The sequence below is a fragment of the Leptolyngbya sp. BL0902 genome, from assembly GCF_016403105.1.
In the GTDB taxonomy this organism is placed as follows: domain Bacteria; phylum Cyanobacteriota; class Cyanobacteriia; order Phormidesmidales; family Phormidesmidaceae; genus Nodosilinea.
Genome location: NZ_CP046155.1, coordinates 3,708,027 through 3,727,811 on the forward strand (window position 1 = coordinate 3,708,027; position 19,785 = coordinate 3,727,811).

Annotated in this window: 15 protein-coding genes; 10 read left to right on the forward strand and 5 right to left on the reverse strand. The window is 59.5% G+C overall.

Annotated features, from left to right (window positions below; genetic code table 11):
• The first annotated feature begins 22 nt into the window (after positions 1 to 22).
• Positions 23 to 760: an SDR family oxidoreductase gene (locus GFS31_RS16485; protein ID WP_198805853.1), complete on the forward strand. Its 738-nt coding sequence runs from the start codon at positions 23 to 25 to the stop codon at positions 758 to 760.
• 119 nt (positions 761 to 879) lie between these two features.
• The gene (folE, locus tag GFS31_RS16490; RefSeq protein ID WP_198805854.1) at positions 880 to 1,590 is read left to right on the forward strand and encodes a GTP cyclohydrolase I FolE; all 711 of its coding nucleotides are present in this window, start codon (positions 880 to 882) and stop codon (positions 1,588 to 1,590) included.
• A gap of 126 nt (positions 1,591 to 1,716) precedes the next feature.
• Here folE and GFS31_RS16495 read toward each other — a convergent pair whose 3' ends face one another.
• Positions 1,717 to 3,351: an alpha-D-glucose phosphate-specific phosphoglucomutase gene (locus GFS31_RS16495; RefSeq protein WP_198805855.1), complete on the reverse strand. Its 1,635-nt coding sequence runs from the start codon at positions 3,349 to 3,351 to the stop codon at positions 1,717 to 1,719.
• Between the two features lie 228 nt (positions 3,352 to 3,579).
• On the opposite strand from GFS31_RS16495, the gene GFS31_RS16500 reads away from it, so the two are divergent.
• A complete protein-coding gene (locus GFS31_RS16500) occupies positions 3,580 to 4,008 on the forward strand; it encodes a photosystem I reaction center subunit II PsaD (RefSeq protein ID WP_198805856.1) in 429 nt (142 codons plus the stop codon).
• 159 nt (positions 4,009 to 4,167) lie between these two features.
• Complete coding sequence (locus tag GFS31_RS16505) at positions 4,168 to 5,709, forward strand: anthranilate synthase component I family protein (protein ID WP_198805857.1); 1,542 nt, start codon at positions 4,168 to 4,170, stop codon at positions 5,707 to 5,709.
• 71 nt (positions 5,710 to 5,780) lie between these two features.
• On the opposite strand, the gene GFS31_RS16510 is transcribed toward GFS31_RS16505, so the two are convergent.
• From GFS31_RS16510 to GFS31_RS16525, 4 genes are all read right to left on the reverse strand, one after another.
• Entirely contained in the window at positions 5,781 to 6,281 is a 501-nt protein-coding gene (locus tag GFS31_RS16510) for a hypothetical protein (protein ID WP_198805858.1), read from the reverse strand.
• Positions 6,282 to 6,546: 265 nt separating this feature from the next.
• Positions 6,547 to 8,301, reverse strand: coding sequence for a bifunctional 3,4-dihydroxy-2-butanone-4-phosphate synthase/GTP cyclohydrolase II (gene ribBA / locus GFS31_RS16515; RefSeq protein ID WP_198805859.1), 1,755 nt, complete (start codon positions 8,299 to 8,301; stop codon positions 6,547 to 6,549).
• A 135-nt stretch (positions 8,302 to 8,436) separates the two neighbouring features.
• On the reverse strand, positions 8,437 to 9,849 hold the full coding sequence (locus GFS31_RS16520) for an amidase (protein WP_198805860.1): 1,413 nt from the start codon (positions 9,847 to 9,849) through the stop codon (positions 8,437 to 8,439).
• An 81-nt stretch (positions 9,850 to 9,930) separates the two neighbouring features.
• On the reverse strand, positions 9,931 to 11,088 hold the full coding sequence (locus GFS31_RS16525; protein WP_225907466.1) for a septal ring lytic transglycosylase RlpA family protein: 1,158 nt from the start codon (positions 11,086 to 11,088) through the stop codon (positions 9,931 to 9,933).
• Between GFS31_RS16525 and GFS31_RS16530 the strand changes: the two genes are divergently transcribed.
• The 6 genes from GFS31_RS16530 to GFS31_RS16555 all read left to right on the forward strand — a co-directional run bounded on the left by GFS31_RS16530 (position 11,088) and on the right by GFS31_RS16555 (position 19,528).
• On the forward strand, positions 11,088 to 11,312 hold the full coding sequence (locus tag GFS31_RS16530) for a hypothetical protein (RefSeq protein ID WP_198805861.1): 225 nt from the start codon (positions 11,088 to 11,090) through the stop codon (positions 11,310 to 11,312). The two genes, GFS31_RS16525 and GFS31_RS16530, sit on opposite strands and share 1 nt — an antisense overlap.
• A gap of 988 nt (positions 11,313 to 12,300) precedes the next feature.
• The gene (locus GFS31_RS16535; protein ID WP_198805862.1) at positions 12,301 to 14,901 is read left to right on the forward strand and encodes a putative bifunctional diguanylate cyclase/phosphodiesterase; all 2,601 of its coding nucleotides are present in this window, start codon (positions 12,301 to 12,303) and stop codon (positions 14,899 to 14,901) included.
• 125 nt (positions 14,902 to 15,026) lie between these two features.
• Positions 15,027 to 16,580, forward strand: a complete 1,554-nt coding sequence (locus GFS31_RS16540; RefSeq protein WP_198805863.1) for an NAD(P)/FAD-dependent oxidoreductase — start codon at positions 15,027 to 15,029, stop codon at positions 16,578 to 16,580.
• Between the two features lie 152 nt (positions 16,581 to 16,732).
• Entirely contained in the window at positions 16,733 to 17,566 is an 834-nt protein-coding gene (locus GFS31_RS16545; protein ID WP_198805864.1) for a SirB1 family protein, read from the forward strand.
• Between the two features lie 170 nt (positions 17,567 to 17,736).
• A complete protein-coding gene (locus GFS31_RS16550; protein WP_198805865.1) occupies positions 17,737 to 18,504 on the forward strand; it encodes an RNA polymerase sigma factor in 768 nt (255 codons plus the stop codon).
• A gap of 10 nt (positions 18,505 to 18,514) precedes the next feature.
• On the forward strand, positions 18,515 to 19,528 hold the full coding sequence (locus tag GFS31_RS16555; RefSeq protein ID WP_198805866.1) for a tetratricopeptide repeat protein: 1,014 nt from the start codon (positions 18,515 to 18,517) through the stop codon (positions 19,526 to 19,528).
• Positions 19,529 to 19,785: the final 257 nt, after the last annotated feature.

Consider the following 19,785-nt stretch of genomic DNA (forward strand, 5'->3'; position numbering starts at 1 on the left):
TGTTGGTTTTTGGTATTCCGTTTTGGACAATCCCCCCCGTTCCGACCTGCCGCGTCGCGCCCTGATTACGGGAGCCAGTCGCGGTATTGGTAGAGCCACGGCCCACGCCCTTGCCCAGGCGGGGTTTGATGTGGCCCTGTTAGGCCGTTCCCTCGACCGATTGCAGCCCGTAGTAGATGAACTGGCCGAGTATGGCGTAGTGGCGAAGGGCTATGCCATTGAGCTAGCCGATGTTCCCCAGGTGCAGCCCCGCATGGCCGAAATCATTCAAGACTTCGGAGCCTTTAGCGTGTTGATTAACAACGCAGGCATGGGCTATACCGGAGCCTTGGCCACCATGCCCCTGCACCACTGGCAGCAGGTCATGGATCTCAACCTCACCAGTATTTTTCAGTGCATTCAGGCGGCGCTGCCCGGTCTGCGGGCGGGGGGGGGCGGCACCATCGTCAACATTTCCTCCATTGCGGCCAAGGCGGCTTTTCCCGATTGGGGAGCCTATACCGCGAGTAAGGCTGCCCTGGTGGCCTTTTCTAAGGTGCTGGCGGTGGAGGAGCGGGCCAATGGCATTCGGGTGGTGATGGTGACGCCTGGATCGGTGAACACTCCCCTGTGGGATACCGAGACCGTCCATGCCGATTTCGACCGCAGCCAAATGCTGACCCCCGAAATTGTGGCCCAGACCATCCTCAGCACCGTGCTGTTACCCCCCCAAGCGGTGATCGAAGATATCGTGCTGATGCCCGCTGGAGGGGCCTTGTAGCAAGCTGAGGCATCGCCCAACGCAGCTAAGGGTTTACGAAGTTTTTTACCGTCTGCGAGTTTGACCGTCTCAGAGAGCGGTCTCCGTTTTGTTGAACACCTGGAGTTTAGTTGAACCCTATGACTATCGCATCCTCAAATGGCCTGAATGACAAAGTCGCCCCCAACGGCATCGGCACCTTGGGCAATGCTCCTTCCGTTCTGCCCGACCGTGCCCTGCGCCACGGCAGCGAAGCCCAGTCCTATGCCATCCCTGAAACCAGCCACGACGACATGAAGGAAGCCGTGCGCACCATGCTGCTCTCCGTGGGCGAAGATCCCGACCGGGAAGGGCTGCTGAAGACCCCCAAGCGGGTGGCCGATGCCATGCGATTCCTCACCAGTGGCTATCAGCAATCCCTGGAGGAACTGGTCAACGGGGCCATCTTTGACGAAGGCCACAACGAAATGGTGCTGGTGCGCGACATCGACCTCTTCAGCATGTGCGAACACCATATGCTGCCCTTCATGGGTCGCGCCCACGTCGCCTATATCCCTAACCAGCGGGTAGTGGGCCTCAGCAAACTGGCCCGAATTGTGGAAATGTACTCCCGTCGCCTTCAGGTGCAGGAGCGCCTCACCCGTCAGGTGGCTGAAGCCATCCAGGAAATCCTAGAGCCCCGTGGGGTGGCTGTGGTGGTAGAAGCCAGCCACATGTGCATGGTAATGCGCGGCGTGCAAAAGCCCGGTTCTTGGACTGTAACCAGCGCCATGCTGGGCTGCTTCCAGGATGACCAAAAAACCCGCGAAGAATTCCTCAGCCTTACCCGCCACCAGCCCGCCTTCTTCTAGGACTTGGCTGATCCCTTCAGAAACCCGGCTTCTTGCTTAGGTAGCGCACAGAAATTGTGACTTTTCCGAAGTTGAAGCCGGGTTGTTTGTCTAGTTGGGCAGCAGAAACTTGGCGATCTCCGGAGGCTAGGTAATCACCGTGGGCTGGTCGCGCCCGGTGAGGGGTTTGATTTGGGCGATCTCGTCGGCGAGGGCGATCAACTCGGCCAGGGCCGCTTGGGTGTCTTGGTCGTGCTTGGCCACGTCGGGTTCGTAGCTTTCCACATACAGCCGCAGGGTAGCCCCAGAGGTGCCTGTGCCGGAGAGGCGGAAGACCATCCGGGAGCCATCGGTGAAGCCAATCCGCACGCCTTGTTTAGCCGACACGCTGCCATCGACAGGGTCAGTGTAGGCAAAGTCATCGGCATACTCCACGGTGTAGGATCCGTAGGTTTTACCGGGCATTGCACTCAAACCCTGGCGCAGGTTGTCGATTAGGGTGTTGGCGCGATCGCTGTCCACCCCTTCGTAGTCGTGGCGGGAGTAGTAGTTGCGGCCATAGGTAGCCCAGTGTTCGCGGACGATGGTTTCCACGGACTGCTGCTTCACCGCCAGGATATTGAGCCAGAACAGCACCGCCCAGAGGCCATCTTTTTCGCGGATATGGTTCGACCCGGTGCCGAAGCTTTCTTCGCCGCAGAGGGTGGCTTTGCCCGCATCCAGCAGGTTGCCGAAGAACTTCCAGCCCGTGGGGGTTTCGTAGCAGGGAATGCCCAGCTTTTCCGCCACTCGATCCGCCGCTTGGCTGGTGGGCATGGAACGGGCAATCCCGGCAATGCCCTGACGATAGCCCGGAACCAGGGTGGCATTTGCCGCCAGGATGGCCAAACTGTCGCTGGGGGTAACAAAGAAGTTCTTGCCCAGCACCATGTTGCGGTCGCCGTCGCCATCGGAGGCGGCCCCAAAGTCGGGGGCGTTGTCGCCAAACATCACCTCCACCAGGTCGTGGGCGTAGACCAGGTTGGGGTCGGGGTGTCCACCGCCAAAGTCCTCTAGGGGAATGCCGTTCACCACCGTTCCGGCTGGGGCGTTGAGTCGCCGCTCAAACAGCGCTTTGGCGTAGGGGCCAGTGACGGCATGGAGGGAATCCATGCAAAACCGAAACTTGCCGCTGGAGAGGAGTTGCTGAATTTGGCCGAAGTCAAACAGGGTTTCCATCAGCGCCCCGTAGTCCGTCACCGAGTCGATGACCTCTATTGTGGTGTGGCCGAGGGTGTGGGTGGCGACGCGGTCTAGGTCGATATCGGAGGTGTCGAGGATTTTGTACTCGGTGATGGTCTGGCTGTTGTTGAAGATGGCGTCGGTGACGGATTCGGGCGCAGGGCCACCGTTGCCGATGTTGTACTTAATGCCAAAGTCTTCGTCGGGGCCACCGGGGTTGTGGCTGGCAGACAGGACAATGCCGCCGAACGCCTTGCTCTTGCGAATCACGCAGGAGGCCGCTGGGGTGGAGAGAATGCCCCCCTGCCCCACCAGCACTCGGCCAAAGCCGTTTGCCGCCGCCATTTTGAGGATAATCTGCACCGCCTGACGGTTGTAGTAGCGGCCATCGCCCCCCACCACCAGGGTTTGGTTTTGGTAGCCCTCTAGGCTGTTAAAAATCGCTTGAACAAAATTTTCTAGATAGTTGGGTTGTTGAAAGACCTTCACCTTCTTCCGCAACCCGGAGGTGCCGGGTTTTTGGTCGCCATAGGGCTGGGTGACAATCGTTTGAATACTCATCGGATGATAAATCGCTCCACGGTTAACCAGGTGCAACCCCAGAATAAAGCGCAAGCTCACCCAGAAACGTAACTCCATCCACAAGTTATGGCTAAAATGGTGGCGCTGGATGGAATGCCGCACAAGCGCCGATTCTCTGAAGAACTGTTACACTTCCTCAACAATCGGTATTACTGCCTGCGCTTGCGATGATAGGATTCCCAACAAACGGTTGAGAGATAGGAATTCATGACTGAAACGCTTACAGGTCAAACACCTATTTTCGGGGGCAGCACCGGCGGCCTTCTGACCAAAGCCCAGGTAGAAGAAAAATACGCCATCACCTGGACAAGCTCTAAGAAGCAGGTTTTTGAAATGCCCACGGGTGGCGCGGCCATGATGAACGAAGGGGAAAACCTTCTGTATCTGGCTCGCAAAGAGCAGTGCCTCGCCCTAGGCACCCAGCTCCGCACCAAGTTCAAGCCCAAAATTGAAGATTACAAAATCTACCGCATCTATCCCAGTGGCGAGACCCAATATCTGCACCCCGCCGATGGCGTCTTCCCTGAGAAGGTGAACGAAGGCCGTACCGCTGTGGGCAGCGTGGCTCGCAATATCGGTTCCAACCCCGATCCCGCCACCGTCAAGTTCAGCGGCAAGGCTCCCTACGAAGTCTAGGTTAGACGTCTAGGTCAGCCCTTTTGCTCAGAACTTTGCTTTCGCGGTAATGTTCTACTCCTTTTGGTTGTTCTCTCTGTTGCAAACATCTATATCCTGATACCTAGGGCATGGCATGGCTATGCCCTTTTTACTTTTCTCGGTCTATAGAATCGCCCCATGATTTCCCCGTCCTTCGAGCAGTTTCAAGCCTACGCCAGCCAGGGTAACTTCGTTCCGGTGTACCAAGAGTGGGTGGCCGATTTAGACACCCCCGTTTCTGCCTGGTATAAGGTGTGCGCGGGGCAACCCTACAGCTTTTTGCTGGAGTCGGTGGAGGGGGGCGAAACCCTAGGGCGCTATAGTTTCCTCGGCTGCGACCCGCTGTGGGTGATGGAAAGCCGGGATGACATCTCCACCCAAACCCACCGAGACGGCACCGTGAACCGCTTTGAGGGCAACCCCTTCGAGATTTTGGCGGACTGCCTCGATCCCTACCATCCCGTCAAAATTCCGGCCCTGCCATCGGGCATTGGTGGCCTATTTGGCTTTTGGGGCTACGAGCTTATCCGCTGGATTGAACCCACCGTCCCCGTCCATCCCGCCGCCGAGGGCGACCTGCCCGACGGGTTGTGGATGCAGGTGGATAGCCTGCTGATTTTTGACCAGGTGCAGCGCAAAGTTTGGGCCATCGCCTACGCCGATCTGCGCGATCCCAGCCGCGATTTACGCGAAGCCTACGAGGAAGCCTGTGGCCGAGTGCGCCAACTGGTCGAAAAGCTCACCCTGCCCTTGTCGGAACAACAGGGACGCCTCCCCTGGGTGCCGCCCGGTCTCCAATCCGCCGACTCTCTCACCTTTTCGAGCAACCGCACCCCAGAAGAGTTCTGTGGCTGTGTGGAGCGGGCCAAGGGCCACATCCAGGCCGGAGACATTTTTCAGGTGGTGATCTCCCAGCGGCTTTCCACAGAGTATGCGGGGCAACCCTTCGACCTGTACCGCTCCCTGCGGCAGATCAACCCCTCTCCCTACATGGCCTATTTCAATTTCCAGGATTGGCAGATCATCGGCTCCAGCCCGGAGGTGATGGTGAAGGCCACCTTGGATAATGGGCCAGATTCCCCCCGCATCGCCACGGTGCGCCCCATTGCCGGAACCCGCCCCAGGGGCAAAACCGCCGCCGAAGACAAAGCCTACGAGGAAGACCTGCTGGCCGATCCCAAGGAAATTGCCGAACACGTCATGCTGGTAGATCTAGGGCGCAACGACCTAGGCCGCGTCTGCACCAGCGGCACCGTGCGGGTGGATGAACTGATGGTGGTGGAACGCTACTCCCACGTCATGCACATCGTTAGCAACGTGGTGGGCGAACTGGAACCCAGCAAAACCGCCTGGGATTTGTTGAAGGCTTGCTTCCCGGCAGGTACCGTCAGCGGTGCCCCCAAAATTCGCGCCATGCAGATCATCCACGACCTCGAACCCTGCCGCCGTGGCCCCTACTCCGGCGTCTACGGCTACTACGACTTCGAGGGCCAACTCAATACCGCCATCACCATCCGCACCATGATTGTGCAGGGAAATCCCAACGGAGGCCACACCGTTAGCGTCCAGGCCGGGGCAGGTCTAGTCGCGGATTCTGTGCCCCAAAGCGAGTACCAAGAAACCCTCAACAAAGCCCGTGGCATGCTGGAGGCCATCCGCTGTCTGCAATCCGGCCAGTAGTCGATCCTAGAGGGATGCCGCCTTAGTATGGCATCCCAGCAACCCAGTTTTTCTTGACCTGTGGTGATCCTCTAGGGCATCCGGCAAGCCGCCAGCAGGTCGTGATCGAGGGGAGAAAGCTGGGCAATGGGGCTCATCCCTTCCAGGGTGGGCAGGGGTGCGCCGCCATTCATGCCCGCCACGGTCGCTTCTCCGGGGAGCAGGGCCACGCGGTGGGGCCATTCAGTTTGGTCGTAGGCATCCACAATGGTCAAATCCAGGGCGCTGGGGGTGACGGTGCCGTAGACACAGTCAAAGGACGAGGAAACCTGGTAAGCGGCCCCCGTGAGCTGGGTACCGGACACCTCAAACACAAAGTAGGTCGCTCCCACAGTTTCGGCCACCGGAGACTCGCCGTAGAGGTAGGTGCCATCGGCCAAACCAGGCACTTGGCTAGAGGCTTCTTGGCTGGCCATGGCCCAAATCCCGACCAGGGCGGCAAGGGCCGTGGCAATGCGGGAGAGATAAAGCGGCATGGAAGGCCGAGAGGCGGCACCGTGATCAGAGGTAGCGGAGAGAAGCAGGGTGGCCATGGCAAGATAGGGGGTTGCTATGTCCCTACTATCCTGCGAAACGCCACTATGCACAGTGACACCTTTACGGAAGTGGCGTGATCCTAATCGTCGAAGGGAGTGACTAGAATCACGCAGAAGCGAAGTATTAAGAAGTGCTGCGCTAATTATAACGAAACTTTGCGACAACGGCGCTACGTTTTCCCCTCGGATGGGGGATGAGGGCAGATCCCCCGTCCGAGGGGTTAGGCTAGCCTTGGCCTATCCCGCCGTTCAAGTCGTGGGGTCAGTCGCTGGGGATGTGGTTGGAGAACACATAAATCCGCTGGGTTTCTAGGTTGTCGGCCAAGGCGGAGGGCTTGACGTCCGCTGCCGAATCGCCGCGATGGAAGATCTGGCGGTCGAGGTTGACCTGAAGACCATTGAAAGGGTCGCTGCCATTGGAAATCAGAAAGGCCATTTGACTGAGGTCGGGCCAGGTGGCGAGGGCATCCAAAATGGTGGTGATGGCCCGGAGTTGGGGCTGGCTGGCTTCGGTATACCAATCGGGGTGGACGGCCTCGGCAGACTCTAGGCCCAGGTGGATAATTTGGTGGGGTTGGCTAAACAGGGCCGACGCTACGGATCGGGCTTCCTCTTGCAGCAGTAGCCCATTTTCTTGGGCCAGGTAGCGCAGTTTTTCCAGCTTCTCGTAGCGGTCTTCGGTGGATAATGGCCCCCGCTGCCAGTGAATCGCCACCGTGGCCAGGTAGGTTTGCAGCATTAGGTGGCCCAGCTTTTGGGCCTTGGTGGAAAGGTAGTTGGAGTTGTAGGGGGTGGCTTCAATGATCAGCGGCACTCGGTCTACCATATCCAGACCGTAGCCCTTGAGTCCGGCGATTTTGCGGGGGTTGTTGGTAATCAGGCAGAATTTTTTCACGCCGATGTCGTTGAGGATTTGCGCCCCAATGCCGTAGTTGCGCTGATCCACAGGCAGGCCCAGCTTTTCGTTGGCCTCCACGGTATCGAGGCCCATATCTTGCAGGGAGTAGGCTTTGAGCTTGTTGACCAGGCCAATGCCCCGGCCCTCCTGGCGCAGGTAGACGACCACGCCACGGCCAGCGGATTCAATCATTTTCAGCGCCGCCTGAAGCTGCATTCGGCAGTCGCAGCGCAAAGAACCAAAGGCGTCCCCGGTGAGACACTCGGAATGCACCCGCACCATGACGGAATGCTGATCAAAGGTAGCTGGATCGCCTTTTACCAGAGCAACGTGCTCGGAATCGTCCAGCAAATTGCGGTAGGCGTAGATGTGGAAGAGGCCAAACTGGGTGGGCAGTTCCGCCACCGCTTCCCGCTGCACAAAGCGCTCGTGTTGCAGGCGATAGCGGATCAGGTCGGCAATGCTAATCAGCTTGAGGCCAAAGGTTTTGGCGTAGTCCACCAGTTCCGGCAGTCGCGCCATGGAGCCATCGGGGTTTTGGATCTCGCAGATCACCCCCGCCGGATACAGCCCCGCCAGCCGCGCCAAATCCACCCCGGCCTCGGTGTGGCCCGCCCGCTTCAGCACGCCCCCTTCCTTGGCCCGCAGCGGAAAAATATGCCCCGGTCGGCGCAGGTCGCTGGGTTTGGCCTTGGGGTTGATGGCCACCTGAATGGTTCGCGCCCGGTCTTCGGCGGAAATGCCCGTGGTCACACCCCAGGAGAGGGCCGCATCAATACTGACGGTGAAGGCGGTTTGCTCGTTTTCGTCCTCAAAGGCGCTGTGGCTTACCATCAGGGGCAAATCCAGCTCGTCCAGCCGCTCCCCAGTCATGGCGAGGCAGATCAGCCCCCGCGCCTCCACCGCCATAAAGTTGATGTTGTCGGGGGTGGCAAACTGGGCGGCGCAGATCACGTCCCCCTCGTTTTCCCGGTTTTCGTCATCCACCACCACAATGGATTTCCCTGCCGCCAAATCTTGCAGGGCCGATTCGATGGAATCAAACTGAAAGTCGGGTGGAGAAGCGTCGGTGGAGGGTTGAGCAGCGGACGACCAATTCCCCGATTCTGGGTTAACCACAATACCAATAAACCTGCTAAAGAAAAGACGAAGGACATAGGGTTGGAGTCTTAGACTCAGCGGATTGCCGACGGATCGGTTCAGCCTGTTGCCCCTCGAAGCTATCACCAATCATCTATTATACGAGGCTCTGGCTTACTGATTGGCCAGGGGCGGGCGGTGGTGCCAGGGGTAGGCAGATTCAATCTGGTGGGCAAGGGCAAAGAGGGTGGCTTCATCAGCAGGACGCCCCACCAACTGCACCCCCACGGGCAACCCCAGGGGCGAAAGTCCGGTGGGAATGGCCAGGGCGGGTTGACCACTGGCATTGAAGGGCGGACAGGGGGCCACCCAGTTGATTACATTTTTGAGAATTTGGGGCGACTGGAGCGAGCGCCACGCCCCCACAGGGATGGTTGGGTGCATGAACACGGGCAAAATGAGCACATCGTAGGGGGCACAGAAGCAAACGATATCGCGGGCCACCTGTTGCAGCTTAGACACGGCCCGCAGGTAAGCGCCGCTGTTGATCCGCCAAGCCCGCCAGTAGAGCCAGCGGTTCATTTTTTCTAGCACAATCCAGGGAACCCCGGCCTCCGCTAGCACGCACTGCCACACCACAGTAAAGGGTTCGATCAGCTCATCCAACCTGGGGAAGGTGACTTCTTCGGCGGTGTGCCCCAGTTCCTCCACCCGCTGCACCGTTTCATAGATGGCTTGCCGACAGATAGGATCCGCCTCACCAATGGGGTCTAGACGGGTGGTATAGCCAATCCGTAGGGCATTGGGCGGCGTGTTGAGTCTGGCCAGAAAGCTCGGGTCAGGGTCGGGCAACCAGTAGGGATCTCCCAGTTCGTAGCCGCTGAGGGCATCCAACAGCGCAGCGGCATCGGCGGTGGTGCGGCCTAGGGGGCCATTCACCGCTAGGCCGTTCAGCCGTTCTCCCACCGGGGAAAAACTCACCCGTCCCCGCGAGGCTTTCATCCCCACCAGGCCGCAGCAAAAGGCTGGCCCCCGCAGAGAGCCGCCGCCATCGGATCCTTGGCTGAGGGCACACAACCCCGCCGCCAGCGCCGCCGCCCCACCGCCGCTGGAGCCGCCAGGGGTATAGTCCACATTCCAGGGGTTTCGTGCTGGCGGGAACCCCGGCGGTTCGGTGTAGGGGAGGGAGCCCATCTGGGAGGTGGCGGTTTTGCCCAGGATGATGAGCCCCGCCTGCCGCAGCTTCGTAACAATGTAGTCATCCTGGCTGGCAATGCGATCACAGGCGGCTTTGATGCCGTAGGCGCAGGGCACCCCCGCCACCGCATTCAGGTCTTTGACCGACACCGACACCCCAAACAGGGGCGGCAAATCCGCCGGATCGGTGGTCATCACCTGGTCGGTCTTGGCCTTGGCCTCGGCTAGGGCTTGGTCAGCCATCACCGCCACGTAGGCCCCCAGGGTTGGGTTCAGCCGTTCGATGCGCTCCAGGTAAAGTTCCACGAATTCCAGGGGCGACACCTGACGCTGGCGAATCAGTGCGGCCTGGGTGGTGGCGGGCAAAAAAGCAAGGTCAACGGAATTCATAGACGACCGCTCTGGGACAGCGCTCCCCAAACCCAAGACAGGGGAGACTGCTGCCTATCCTACAGGGTATCTATGGCGGATCTATAGCGGCAGGGCGGCTTCTTCCCAGGCTTGGGGGTTGCCGGGGGTGAGAATCGTGGCCTCGTAGGGAATAACGCCCACCTGCACACTCCCCAGACAGCGGGCCGCCGCATAGGATAGATCCAAAGATCGCTCTCCCACGTAGGGGCCACGGTCGTTGATGCGGACAACCACGGTTCTGCCGTTGAGTAGGTTTCGCACCTCTAGGTAGGTGTCAAAGGGGAGGGTTTTGTGGGCAGCGGTGAGGGCTTCCTGGTCAAAAATTTCCCCGGTGGCGGTTTGGCGACCGTGGAAGTACGGCCCATACCACGAGGCCGTACCCTGGAACTGGGTGGAGGTAGGATCTAGACCATAGGCCACCCGCTGTACCTGGCCGGGGTTCAGGGGTTCTGCCCCTAAGGCCAACCGGAGGTTATTCACCCACTGGGCCGTGGTGAGGGCCATAGAGTCAGCGTCTCGGATGGCTTCGGGGGGCAGGGTAAAAATGGCCTGGTTTTCAAGCTGACCAATGCCCGTTTCATCGTCAAGGGTGGGGGTGAGGGCCTGGGGATGTTGGGCCAAGGTCGGAAGCGCTTCCCGCAGGTCGGTGGCCACCTCTTCGGCTACCGCGGCTGAGGCCACCTGGCCAATGGCTACCCCTTTTACCCGCACCACAAAGGTGGCTGCGTCTGCGGTCGTCTCGTCTGCGGCTTTTCCCTCCGAGTTCCCTCCCGGCTTTTCGCTAACTGGAGGGCTGACCTCGGGAGTGGCGGGGTGGGCGGCGGGGCAAGTGTCGGAGGCCAAAACGTTGGGGAGCATGGCCTCAACCGCCGCTTCCTCCTCGGCGAGGGCAGCGGTATCCACCACCGTCACCGTGGCGGTATTGATCCAGCGCTGCCAGTTCACCGTCGCGGCTAAGCCCCGTATCGGCGAAGACCCTAGCCCTTGTAGGGCCACGAGGTTAGGCGGCGACGAAGACCCCTCAGCCGCTGGCGAAGCGGCATCCGACGGAGAGAATTCTGACGAAGCCAACAACGACGGGGACGAGGCCGTCTGAGCGAAACGCAGCGGTAGCTGAGTCGAGGTGGCCTCTTCCAGCAAGGCCACCGAAGAAGGGTGAGGCATCACTCCCAAGGAAAGAGGGAGATGGGCCACCCAAAACATTGCAAATAAGGTCATTGGCGCGTGTGCTGAACTCAACGCCCAGATCACTCGTTAAACTCTTCCCGGCGGGAGAGGTTAGCGGCAAGCTTGTGATCTGCGCGGCAATAAAAACGAAAGACCCAGCAGGACTGATGGCGCTTGCTCAACCCGTCATTGCATGGGGCGTCTTTGTTTTTGATGATTTTTTGCTCTTGCTGATCACCATATCACGAACATTTGGTATCAGCAATGACATTTAATAAGACCCAGACCCAGTAAAGGCAACAACCATGGAACATTTTTGATGCCTAGAACCTCTGCCTAGAGCCCACGGTTTGTCCTAGGGTTCGTCCTAGCCCTGCCGCTCTTGGTGCTGGAAGTCGTGGCGGTCAGTCTGGGGGCTTGTCCGGCGGGTGATATGTCCCACCAGCTGCCTCCATTAGTGAGCCGCCCTCCCATAAGTAGCAGCCCCGTCGTATTGACCCCCATAAAGGGAGTCAGGCGGGGCTGGAGACGCAGTTAGGAGGTATCTTGGCTCCAGCATATCGGCCTTCTCCGCCGTGGGGCGCAGCCTTAACAAGTTTTTAAGGTATGGGGGACTGGGGGCAGGGGGCGGCGCTTAGTTCAGGCCATGGGACATCCGGACAATGGGGCCACCATAGCGGAGGATTTTACCTAGCCATAAAGATCAGGTAAATTCTTGGCCAACGGATAGTTGAACGCGCTACCCCAGTGAAGCCTAATCTCATCACCTGGGTAGGGTGCTCCAATTATAAGGATCCTGTCTTGCCCAGGGAGATGTTCCTGTATGGGGCCAGGATGCCCGTTGTATAGATGACACCCACCCTGAAAATCGCACTGATTCGTCTGTTTCTCCGACCCAACGGTTTGGCTAGTATTATTATCCTTGCTCTGTTGGGTTTGATCGTAGCCTACGGGCTGCTACCCCCTGCCCCAATTACCATCTACCAAGAACGTGATACCTTTCCCCATCCGTGGCAAGGGGTGTCGCCCACTAGACTGATGCCTAGGATGATATGGCTTAATAGGGCCATCGCTAAATAGGTGCGGTTTAGTATGCAGAGAAGATTGGCCCTGTGGTGGGGTACGGAGATAGTTTGGCAAACGGTGTCTTCTCCGGAGATGGCCCCCTTGAGTCTGTATAACGCAGTGTCTAGGGACCTGATGCAGGGACTTTGAGCTAGCCCCCATTCCTCACTGTCTACCGACCTACCCCCTCTAACTTCTATGGCGTATTTCTGGCCCCGGTCGTGGCGACCACAGATGCGGCTGTGGGCTACCCGCTGCCCCCAGCCCTTCCATTTTGGTCGTCGTGCGATTCTTGTCTCAGTTCTGATCGCCTTTACGAGCGTTGCTGTAGGAAAGCGATGGCTGATGTTTCAGCCCCTAGAGGTGGCAAGCTTTGATCGGCTTAGCCGCCTTCAACCCGCCCAGGATCTCGATGAGCGCCTGCTGATTGTGGCGGTGACAGAGGAAGATTTATCTCGCTATGGTTGGCCCCTGGGCGATCCCCAGGTGGCGGATCTGATCGCCCTGCTGCAACGCCACGACCCAGCGGTGATTGGGCTAGCCCTCTATCGCAACCAGTCTCCAGCGACGGCCTTTCCAGATACGGCAGATCGAGGTGATCCCCCAGGGATCGCCATCGAGGGCCAGACAGAGGCTACCGCTGCCGAGTCTAACCCGTTGGCGCTGGCCTTTCGGTCGCCTATGGTGATTGGCTTGATGAATGTGGGCACCCAGCCCAACGACTATGAGGTGCCAGCCCCAGCGGCATGGCCCGCCGACCAAGTAGGCTTCAGCGATCTTGTCCTCGACCCCGATGGGGTGCTCCGGCGCAATCTGCTGTTTGTGGATCATCCTACCCAGCCCTACTATTCGTTCCCGCTACGGATGGCCCTGGCTTACCATCGTGACCAAGTCCTAGCGGTCGATCCGACCGATGACGACCTGCGCCTAGGGGCCACCCGGTTGCCTGCCCTACAGCCGGGGGACGGAGGCTATACCGCCATCGATAGCCGGGGCTACCAAATTCTGCTGCGCTACCGCAACCCCCACCGTTTAGCCCACACAGTAACGCTATCCCAGGTGTTGGCGGGGCAGGTGCCCGCAGACTGGGTGCGTGGGCGGGCGGTGCTCATTGGCTCCACCGCCCCCAGCATGAGGAACGGCTTTTTAACCCCCTACAGCAGTCAGACGGGGGATCGTGTCAGGCTGTCGGGGGTAGAAGTCTACGCCCAAGCCCTTAGCCAGTTACTCGATGCCCTGGAGGGACGCCCCGCCCTCTATCGGTTTTTGCCTCAGTGGGGGGAAGTCCTGTGGCTGCTGGGGTGGATTGGGCTAGCGGGTGGGCTGGGTTGGTATGTCCGGCCTGCCCTTACCTGGGTAATGGTGATGGGATCGGCGTTCCTGGGGCTGTGGCTGGTGGGTGGGTGGGCCTTAGCCTACGGCTGGTGGTTGCCCCTTGTTGAACCCACGGCTGGTTTTCTGGTGGCTACGGGCTTTGTGGTCATCCAAAGGGCGCTGTACCGCACCAGTTACGATCAGCTAACGCGGCTACCCGGTCGGGAATTGTTTTTGATTAGCCTTCAGCGAGAATTGAGCCGCTACCGCCGCACCGATGGGCCGCCGCCTCTTACGGTGGTGTTTTTGGATATTGATCGATTTCGGCTGATCAACCAATCCTTCAGCCACCGCGTGGGCGATCAGGTGTTGCAAACCATGGCCCAGCGATTGAGCGAGATCCTGCCAGAGTCGGCTCACTTAGCGCGAATTGGCGGGGATGAGTTTGCCTTTGTGCTGCCCTTTAACGATCCGGCCACCGTTGATGCTGCCTTAGATCACATCCAGGCTGGGATCTCCGCACCCCTGACCATTGCCAACCAGCGGCTAGCGATCACGGGCAGTATGGGGCTGGTGATCAGCCAGGAAGACTATGCCCTTCATCCCGAAGACTGGCTGCGCGATGCCCACACGGCCATGTATCGGGCCAAGGCCCTGCACGAAGACCGCTACGAGGTGTTCTCGTCTACCATGCGCGAAGAAGCGATGCGGCGGCTGGAGATCGAGAGCTGTCTGCTAGAAGCCCTAGAAAAGGATCAGTTCTTGCTGTACTACCAGCCCATTATGTGCCTAGAAAGCCGCAGGCTAGTAGGGTTTGAAGCCTTGATTCGGTGGTGCCATCCCCAGGAAGGATTTGTGTCGCCGGGGCAGTTTATCCAAATTGCCGAAGAAACCGGGCTAATTTTGCCCCTGGGCCAGTGGATTTTTCGCGAGGCCAGCCGTCAGCTCAAGCGCTGGCAGAATGCCTTTCCCCAGCAGTCCCTCAAAATGAGCATCAATCTCTCGCGCCGCCAATTTCACCAGGCTGACCTAGTCGAGCAGTTTGCCCAATGCCTGCGGGATCTGGACCTCGACGGTCACTATATTCAGCTTGAAATTACCGAAAGTATCATTATGGGCAATGTGGAGGGAGTCCGTTCACTCATGCAGCAGCTCAAGGAACTGGGCCTGCAACTGGCCATCGACGACTTTGGCACCGGATATTCCTCCCTCAGCGATCTGTACCACTTTCCCACCGATACCCTCAAAATTGATCAGTCCTTTGTGGGCCGCATGGACAACAGCCGCGACGACCGCGAAATCATCCATACCATCATCACCCTAGCCCGCAAGTTGGGCCTGGGCTTGGTCGCCGAGGGCATTGAGGATAACACCCAGGCCGACCTCCTGATGGAAATGGGCTGCGAACAGGGGCAGGGCTACCTCTTTGCCAAACCCCTCAACGCCCAGGAAGCCACCGCCTTTGTTGCCGCTACCCCCCGCTAGCCCTTGGGGGCACCCCCTCCCCGCGCCCCCATCCAGTTTCAGGGGCGACAGACCCTAGGCCGTTGGGATGCCGCGAGGATGCCGTTAGGATAAAGCTTGGCCCCTCTGGATAATCTGGTGTCTCCATGTCCACCTCCCTCACGGAAACCCTGCTGGCCCCCTTGGCGGGCAACCCCCTGGCCGGATTGGCTCAGGCCGACGACCTCTGGCTGCGCTACCGCACGGGCAATGTGCCCCAGACGGAGGTGGTGCAGACCTCCGCTGAGTCCTTGGGCGCAGTGGATTGGGATGTGGTGATCGGTGGCGGCACCCTGGGGGTGTTGCTGGCGGCAGGGCTGGCCCAGAGGGGCTGGCGGGTGGCGCTGATCGAGCGGGGTGTTTTGCGGGGGCGAGACCAGGAGTGGAATATCTCCCGGCGGGAACTGGGGGAGTTAGTGAGCCTGGGACTGCTCACCGAGGCAGAACTGGAGCAGGTGATCGCCTCAGAATACAACCCGGCCCGGATTCAGTTTGGAGAGGGCGATCCGCTGTGGGTGCGGGAGGTACTGAATGTGGGCGTCGATCCGGTGGCGCTGCTGGAGATCCTCAAGCAAAAATTTCTGGCGGCGGGGGGCAAGCTCCTAGAAAACACAGCCTTTGCCGGGGCGGTGGTGCATCCCGATGGGGTGCGGGTCAACGCAGGGCCAGGGTTTACCACGCGGCTGATGGTGGATGCCATGGGACATTTTTCCCCGGTGGCGCGGCAGGCTAGGGGCACCCAGCGACCCGATGCCGTGTGCTTGGTGGTGGGCACCTGCGCCGAGGGATTTCCCCACAACGACAGCGGCGATCTGATCGTCTCCTTCACGCCCATTCAGAAGCAGTGCCAATACTTCTGGGAAGCCTTTCCGGCGCGGGATGGCCGCACCACCTACCTGTTTACCTACGTAGACGCCGACCCTCGACGGCTAAGCCTGACGGAACTGTTTGAGGACTACTGGAGGCTGCTGCCGGAATATCAGCAGGTCAGCCTGGATGACCTGACCGTGAAGCGGGCCTTGTTTGGCTTTTTTCCCTGCTACCGCCACAGCCCATTACGCTATCCCTGGGGCCGCACACTGGCCGTGGGCGACAGCAGCGGCCTCCAGTCTCCCCTCAGTTTTGGCGGCTTTGGGGCCATGGTGCGCCATCTTCAGCGGCTCACCCAGGGCATCCACGAGGCCCTCACCAGCGATTGCCTGGGGGCCAACGCCCTCGGCCAGCTTCAGCCCTACCAGCCCAACCTGTCAGTGACGTGGCTGTTTCAAAAATCCATGAGTGTGGGGATGGATCACCCCCTGCCCGACCAGCGCATCAACACCCTGTTGTCCACTATTTTTGCCGACATGGCCGGACTGGGGGACGCCACCCTCAAACCCTTTTTGCAGGATGTGGTGCAGTTTCCGGCCCTGGCCAAAACCTTGCTAGTAACGGGGTTCAGGCATCCGGCTCTGGTGGCGAACATTATTCCCCAGGTGGGCCTGCCGACCTTGCTAGACTGGCTGCGGCACTACGGTAGCCTCGCTGGATACAGCGCCCTAGCCCCCCTTCTCCAGGCCATCCAGCCCGCTGCGGATGCACTCTCCCCCGTTCAGCGATACTATATCCATCGTTGGATAGAGGCGCTTTCCTACGGCAGCGGCCAAGACTACCACGGCTAGATCCGTCCAGAAACCGGGTTTGGGCCTGGTAAAGGCCGATTTTGGGGTGCTATTCGCTACAGCACCGGGGGGATCCCCGCCAGGCCCATGCTCTCGTGATTTCTAGCCTAAATGCCCCACTGAACTCTTCCCTTGATGTAGACGGCTCCTTGATGACTCACCCGACCCACCTCCGCGAACTTTTAGCCCAGGAGCTGAAAAAAGCCCCTGACCAGGTGAACTTGGCGAAGGCAGCGCTCTACATCGCCCAGGAAGAGTACCCAGATCTAGACCTGGCAGCCTCCTTGGCTTTGCTCGATCAAATGGCGGAGGCGCTGAAACGTCGCCTACCGGAAACCGCCTACCCCCTCAAAATTATCCGCACCATCAACCAATTTTTGTTTGAGGAGCTAAACTTTCGCGGCAACAGTGAGAACTACTACGACCCCCGCAACAGCTTCTTCAACGATGTGCTCCAGCGCCGCGTGGGCATCCCCATCACCCTCTCTCTGGTGTATCTAGAACTGGCGGGGCGGATTGGCTTTCCCATGGCCGGGGTGGGGATGCCGGGGCATTTTTTGATTCGGCCCACGGTGGCAGACATGGCCATTTTTGTCGATCCCTTCCATCGGGGGGAGGTGTTGTTTGAGCAGGACTGTCGAGATCGGTTTCAACAGATGTTTGGCGATGGAGCCCAGCTCCAGCCCGAACACCTCAACCACATTTCGCCCACGGCCTTTGTGGTGCGGATGCTCACCAACCTCAAGATGATTTACCTCCAACAGCGCAACGTGCCCAAGGCACTGGATGCCATCAACCGCATTCTGCTGATCTACCCCAATGCCGTGGGGGAATGGCGAGATCGGGGCCTGATCCACTACCAGCAGGGCCACCTTGACCAAGCCTGCCTAGATTTAGAGCGCTATCTCTACGAAAGCCCCGACGCCAGCGACGCCTACGAAATCCGCCGCGTTCTCCAGCAAATTGAGCAGGTGCAGGACGACTAACGTTCCCTGGCTGGGCGTTGGGCGCATCTCGGCTAAGTGGTGTGAATTTTGCCCCTAAAACGTGTGCATTGGCAACGAAATGGATATATTAGAGGCGGATTTCCCGGATCTGGGTGCTTCCTTTGTTTTGTCATTGCTTTTCCGTTGTTACTTGAGGTGCGGCTTTGACCATGGCCAGCGCAGCGAACATTCCCTACTTCCCCGAAAGCGATCATCGCCTGGTGCAGTCGCTCCAGCACCTGAGTGATCGGGAATTGGTGAGTCTTTTTCAGCGGCACCCCGAAGCTGGGCGCTACTTTACCGCTATCTTCTGTCGCTATAGCCCCATGGTCTATAGCCTGATTCGCCACTCGGCCCGGTCTCCGGTGCAAGCAGACTACCTGTTTGCCCTCACCTGGCGACACATTCTCCACGAACTGACGGGGCTGGCTTGCCCCACCGCCGAAGCCACGGAGGACAGCCAAAAGCCCTTTACGCTGCAAAACTGGTTGATTAACGTTACGGCCCTGTGCATTAACCAGGCCGTTATCCCAGAGGTAGAGTCGATTCACTATTCCTTGGCCCAGGCATCGCCGCCCTTCTGGTGCTACCTAGAGCAAGCCCTAGATCGGTTGCCGCCCCTAGAGCGTTTGGTGCTGGTGATGGCCCTCACCTTCCGCTGGAGTGAAGCGCGGATTGTGGCCTACCTGCGGGCGGAGGGCGACCAGATTTCCGCCGCCGATGTGCGCCAAACCCTTGACCAAGCCTATCGCCGCCTAGAGGAAGCCCTGCCCGAAGACATTCGGATTATCTACCTCAACCACCAGCCTCCCCAGGAGAGCGAGGTATCCGGGGCCGATGCCCTCGATGACGACCTGCTAGAGGGCGTCTTTGACTGGCCCGACGCGGTGGCCGAGGCGCTGGCTCCCTCGCTATCTGCCCCAGCCCGACGCGAGTGAGGGGACGCTGATGAACCTTCGGCCTTTGAGCCTATGCCTTCTGATTACAACCCTGCTGGCGGGGGCTAGCCCTGGGCTGGCCTCCAACCTCAACCAACAGTTGGATATTCAGCCCCGCAACGCTACTCAGGGCGCAGCCCGCGATGTGGCCGACCAGTGGGCACAGTTGGGCCATCAACAGGCCACCGAGGGAGACCTGGCCCAGGCTACCCAATCCTGGACTGAGGCCGTCGCCATCTATGCCCTGCTGGGCGACACCCAGGCCCAAGCCCAGATCTACAGTGCCCTGGGCAATGCCTTTGTGGCCCTAGGACAATTTTCGGAGGCCGAGCGCGCCTTTCAGCGCCGGGTTGGCACCGCCCGCGTGAATAACGATGCCCTGGGGGTGGTATTTGGGCTGAACAACCTGGGTTCCCTGCACCTCAGCCTAGGTCGTTTGGAGACGGCCCAAACCTACTTTGAGGAAGCCCTGACCGTAGCCCAGCCCACCCGCGACGCCAACGCCATCGGCCTCTCCCTCAGCAATTTGGGCCTGGTGGCCCTGCGGCGCGAGCAGTGGGAACAGGCCATTGCCCTACTAGAACCTGCGACCAACTATCGCCTGTTGGGGGGCGACAATCTGGGCGAAGCCAATAGCTCCAATCACCTAGGGGAAGCCTACCTGGCCGTGGGCCGAGAGTCCAACGCCATTGGAGCCTTTCGGGTAGGGCTGCGGCTGGGGGCAGAGGCCGCAGACCGCGCCACCCAACTGCGAGCCATCGACGGCCTGCTCACCCTCTACTTTGGCCGCGAAGACTTTGCTACCGCCAAGCCCTTCCTCGACCGCCGTGCCGCCCTTACCCTCAACACCCCCAACCCCGATGCCCAAGCGGCCCTCACCCTGCGCTGGTTGGGAGACTATTACCGCGCCACCGGGGCCACAGACAACGCCAGAACGGCCTACACCCAAGGGCTAACCATTGCCCGTTCCCTCTCCCTCAAAAGTCTTGAGGCAGAATTTTCCAACCGTTTGCTCCGGCGCTAGCCCAGCCTCAGATCGAAAACCGTTTGAAAACCATCCGGGGAACCGGGGGGAGTTAAGGGGCTGGAGGCTCTAATCCTTTAGCTTTTCGCTCATCCCCAACTCAGGTGATTCATGCGAAATCCGAATAGAGCACCCCGATATAAACCGAGGCTTTGAAAAGATCAGTTTGGGTGCAATCGATTTTCAAATCGGGGGTAAACGCCTAGGATCTGGTATCAGGCCAAATCTCTATGGAGTACCCCAAAGTGGCAAGTGGT

Bases quoted from the DNA above. Each gene is read 5' to 3' on its own strand.
- GFS31_RS16535 (WP_198805862.1), top strand. From the start codon at position 12,301: ATGGCGTATTTCTGGCCCCGGTCGTGGCGACCACAGATGCGGCTGTGG.
- GFS31_RS16540 (WP_198805863.1), top strand. From the start codon at position 15,027: ATGTCCACCTCCCTCACGGAAACCCTGCTGGCCCCCTTGGCGGGCAAC.
- GFS31_RS16525 (WP_225907466.1), bottom strand. From the start codon at position 11,088: ATGACCTTATTTGCAATGTTTTGGGTGGCCCATCTCCCTCTTTCCTTG.
- GFS31_RS16495 (WP_198805855.1), bottom strand. From the start codon at position 3,351: ATGAGTATTCAAACGATTGTCACCCAGCCCTATGGCGACCAAAAACCC.
- GFS31_RS16520 (WP_198805860.1), bottom strand. From the start codon at position 9,849: ATGAATTCCGTTGACCTTGCTTTTTTGCCCGCCACCACCCAGGCCGCA.
- GFS31_RS16505 (WP_198805857.1), top strand. From the start codon at position 4,168: ATGATTTCCCCGTCCTTCGAGCAGTTTCAAGCCTACGCCAGCCAGGGT.
- GFS31_RS16510 (WP_198805858.1), bottom strand. From the start codon at position 6,281: ATGGCCACCCTGCTTCTCTCCGCTACCTCTGATCACGGTGCCGCCTCT.
- GFS31_RS16545 (WP_198805864.1), top strand. From the start codon at position 16,733: ATGACTCACCCGACCCACCTCCGCGAACTTTTAGCCCAGGAGCTGAAA.
- GFS31_RS16550 (WP_198805865.1), top strand. From the start codon at position 17,737: ATGGCCAGCGCAGCGAACATTCCCTACTTCCCCGAAAGCGATCATCGC.
- GFS31_RS16500 (WP_198805856.1), top strand. From the start codon at position 3,580: ATGACTGAAACGCTTACAGGTCAAACACCTATTTTCGGGGGCAGCACC.
- GFS31_RS16555 (WP_198805866.1), top strand. From the start codon at position 18,515: ATGAACCTTCGGCCTTTGAGCCTATGCCTTCTGATTACAACCCTGCTG.
- folE (WP_198805854.1), top strand. From the start codon at position 880: ATGACTATCGCATCCTCAAATGGCCTGAATGACAAAGTCGCCCCCAAC.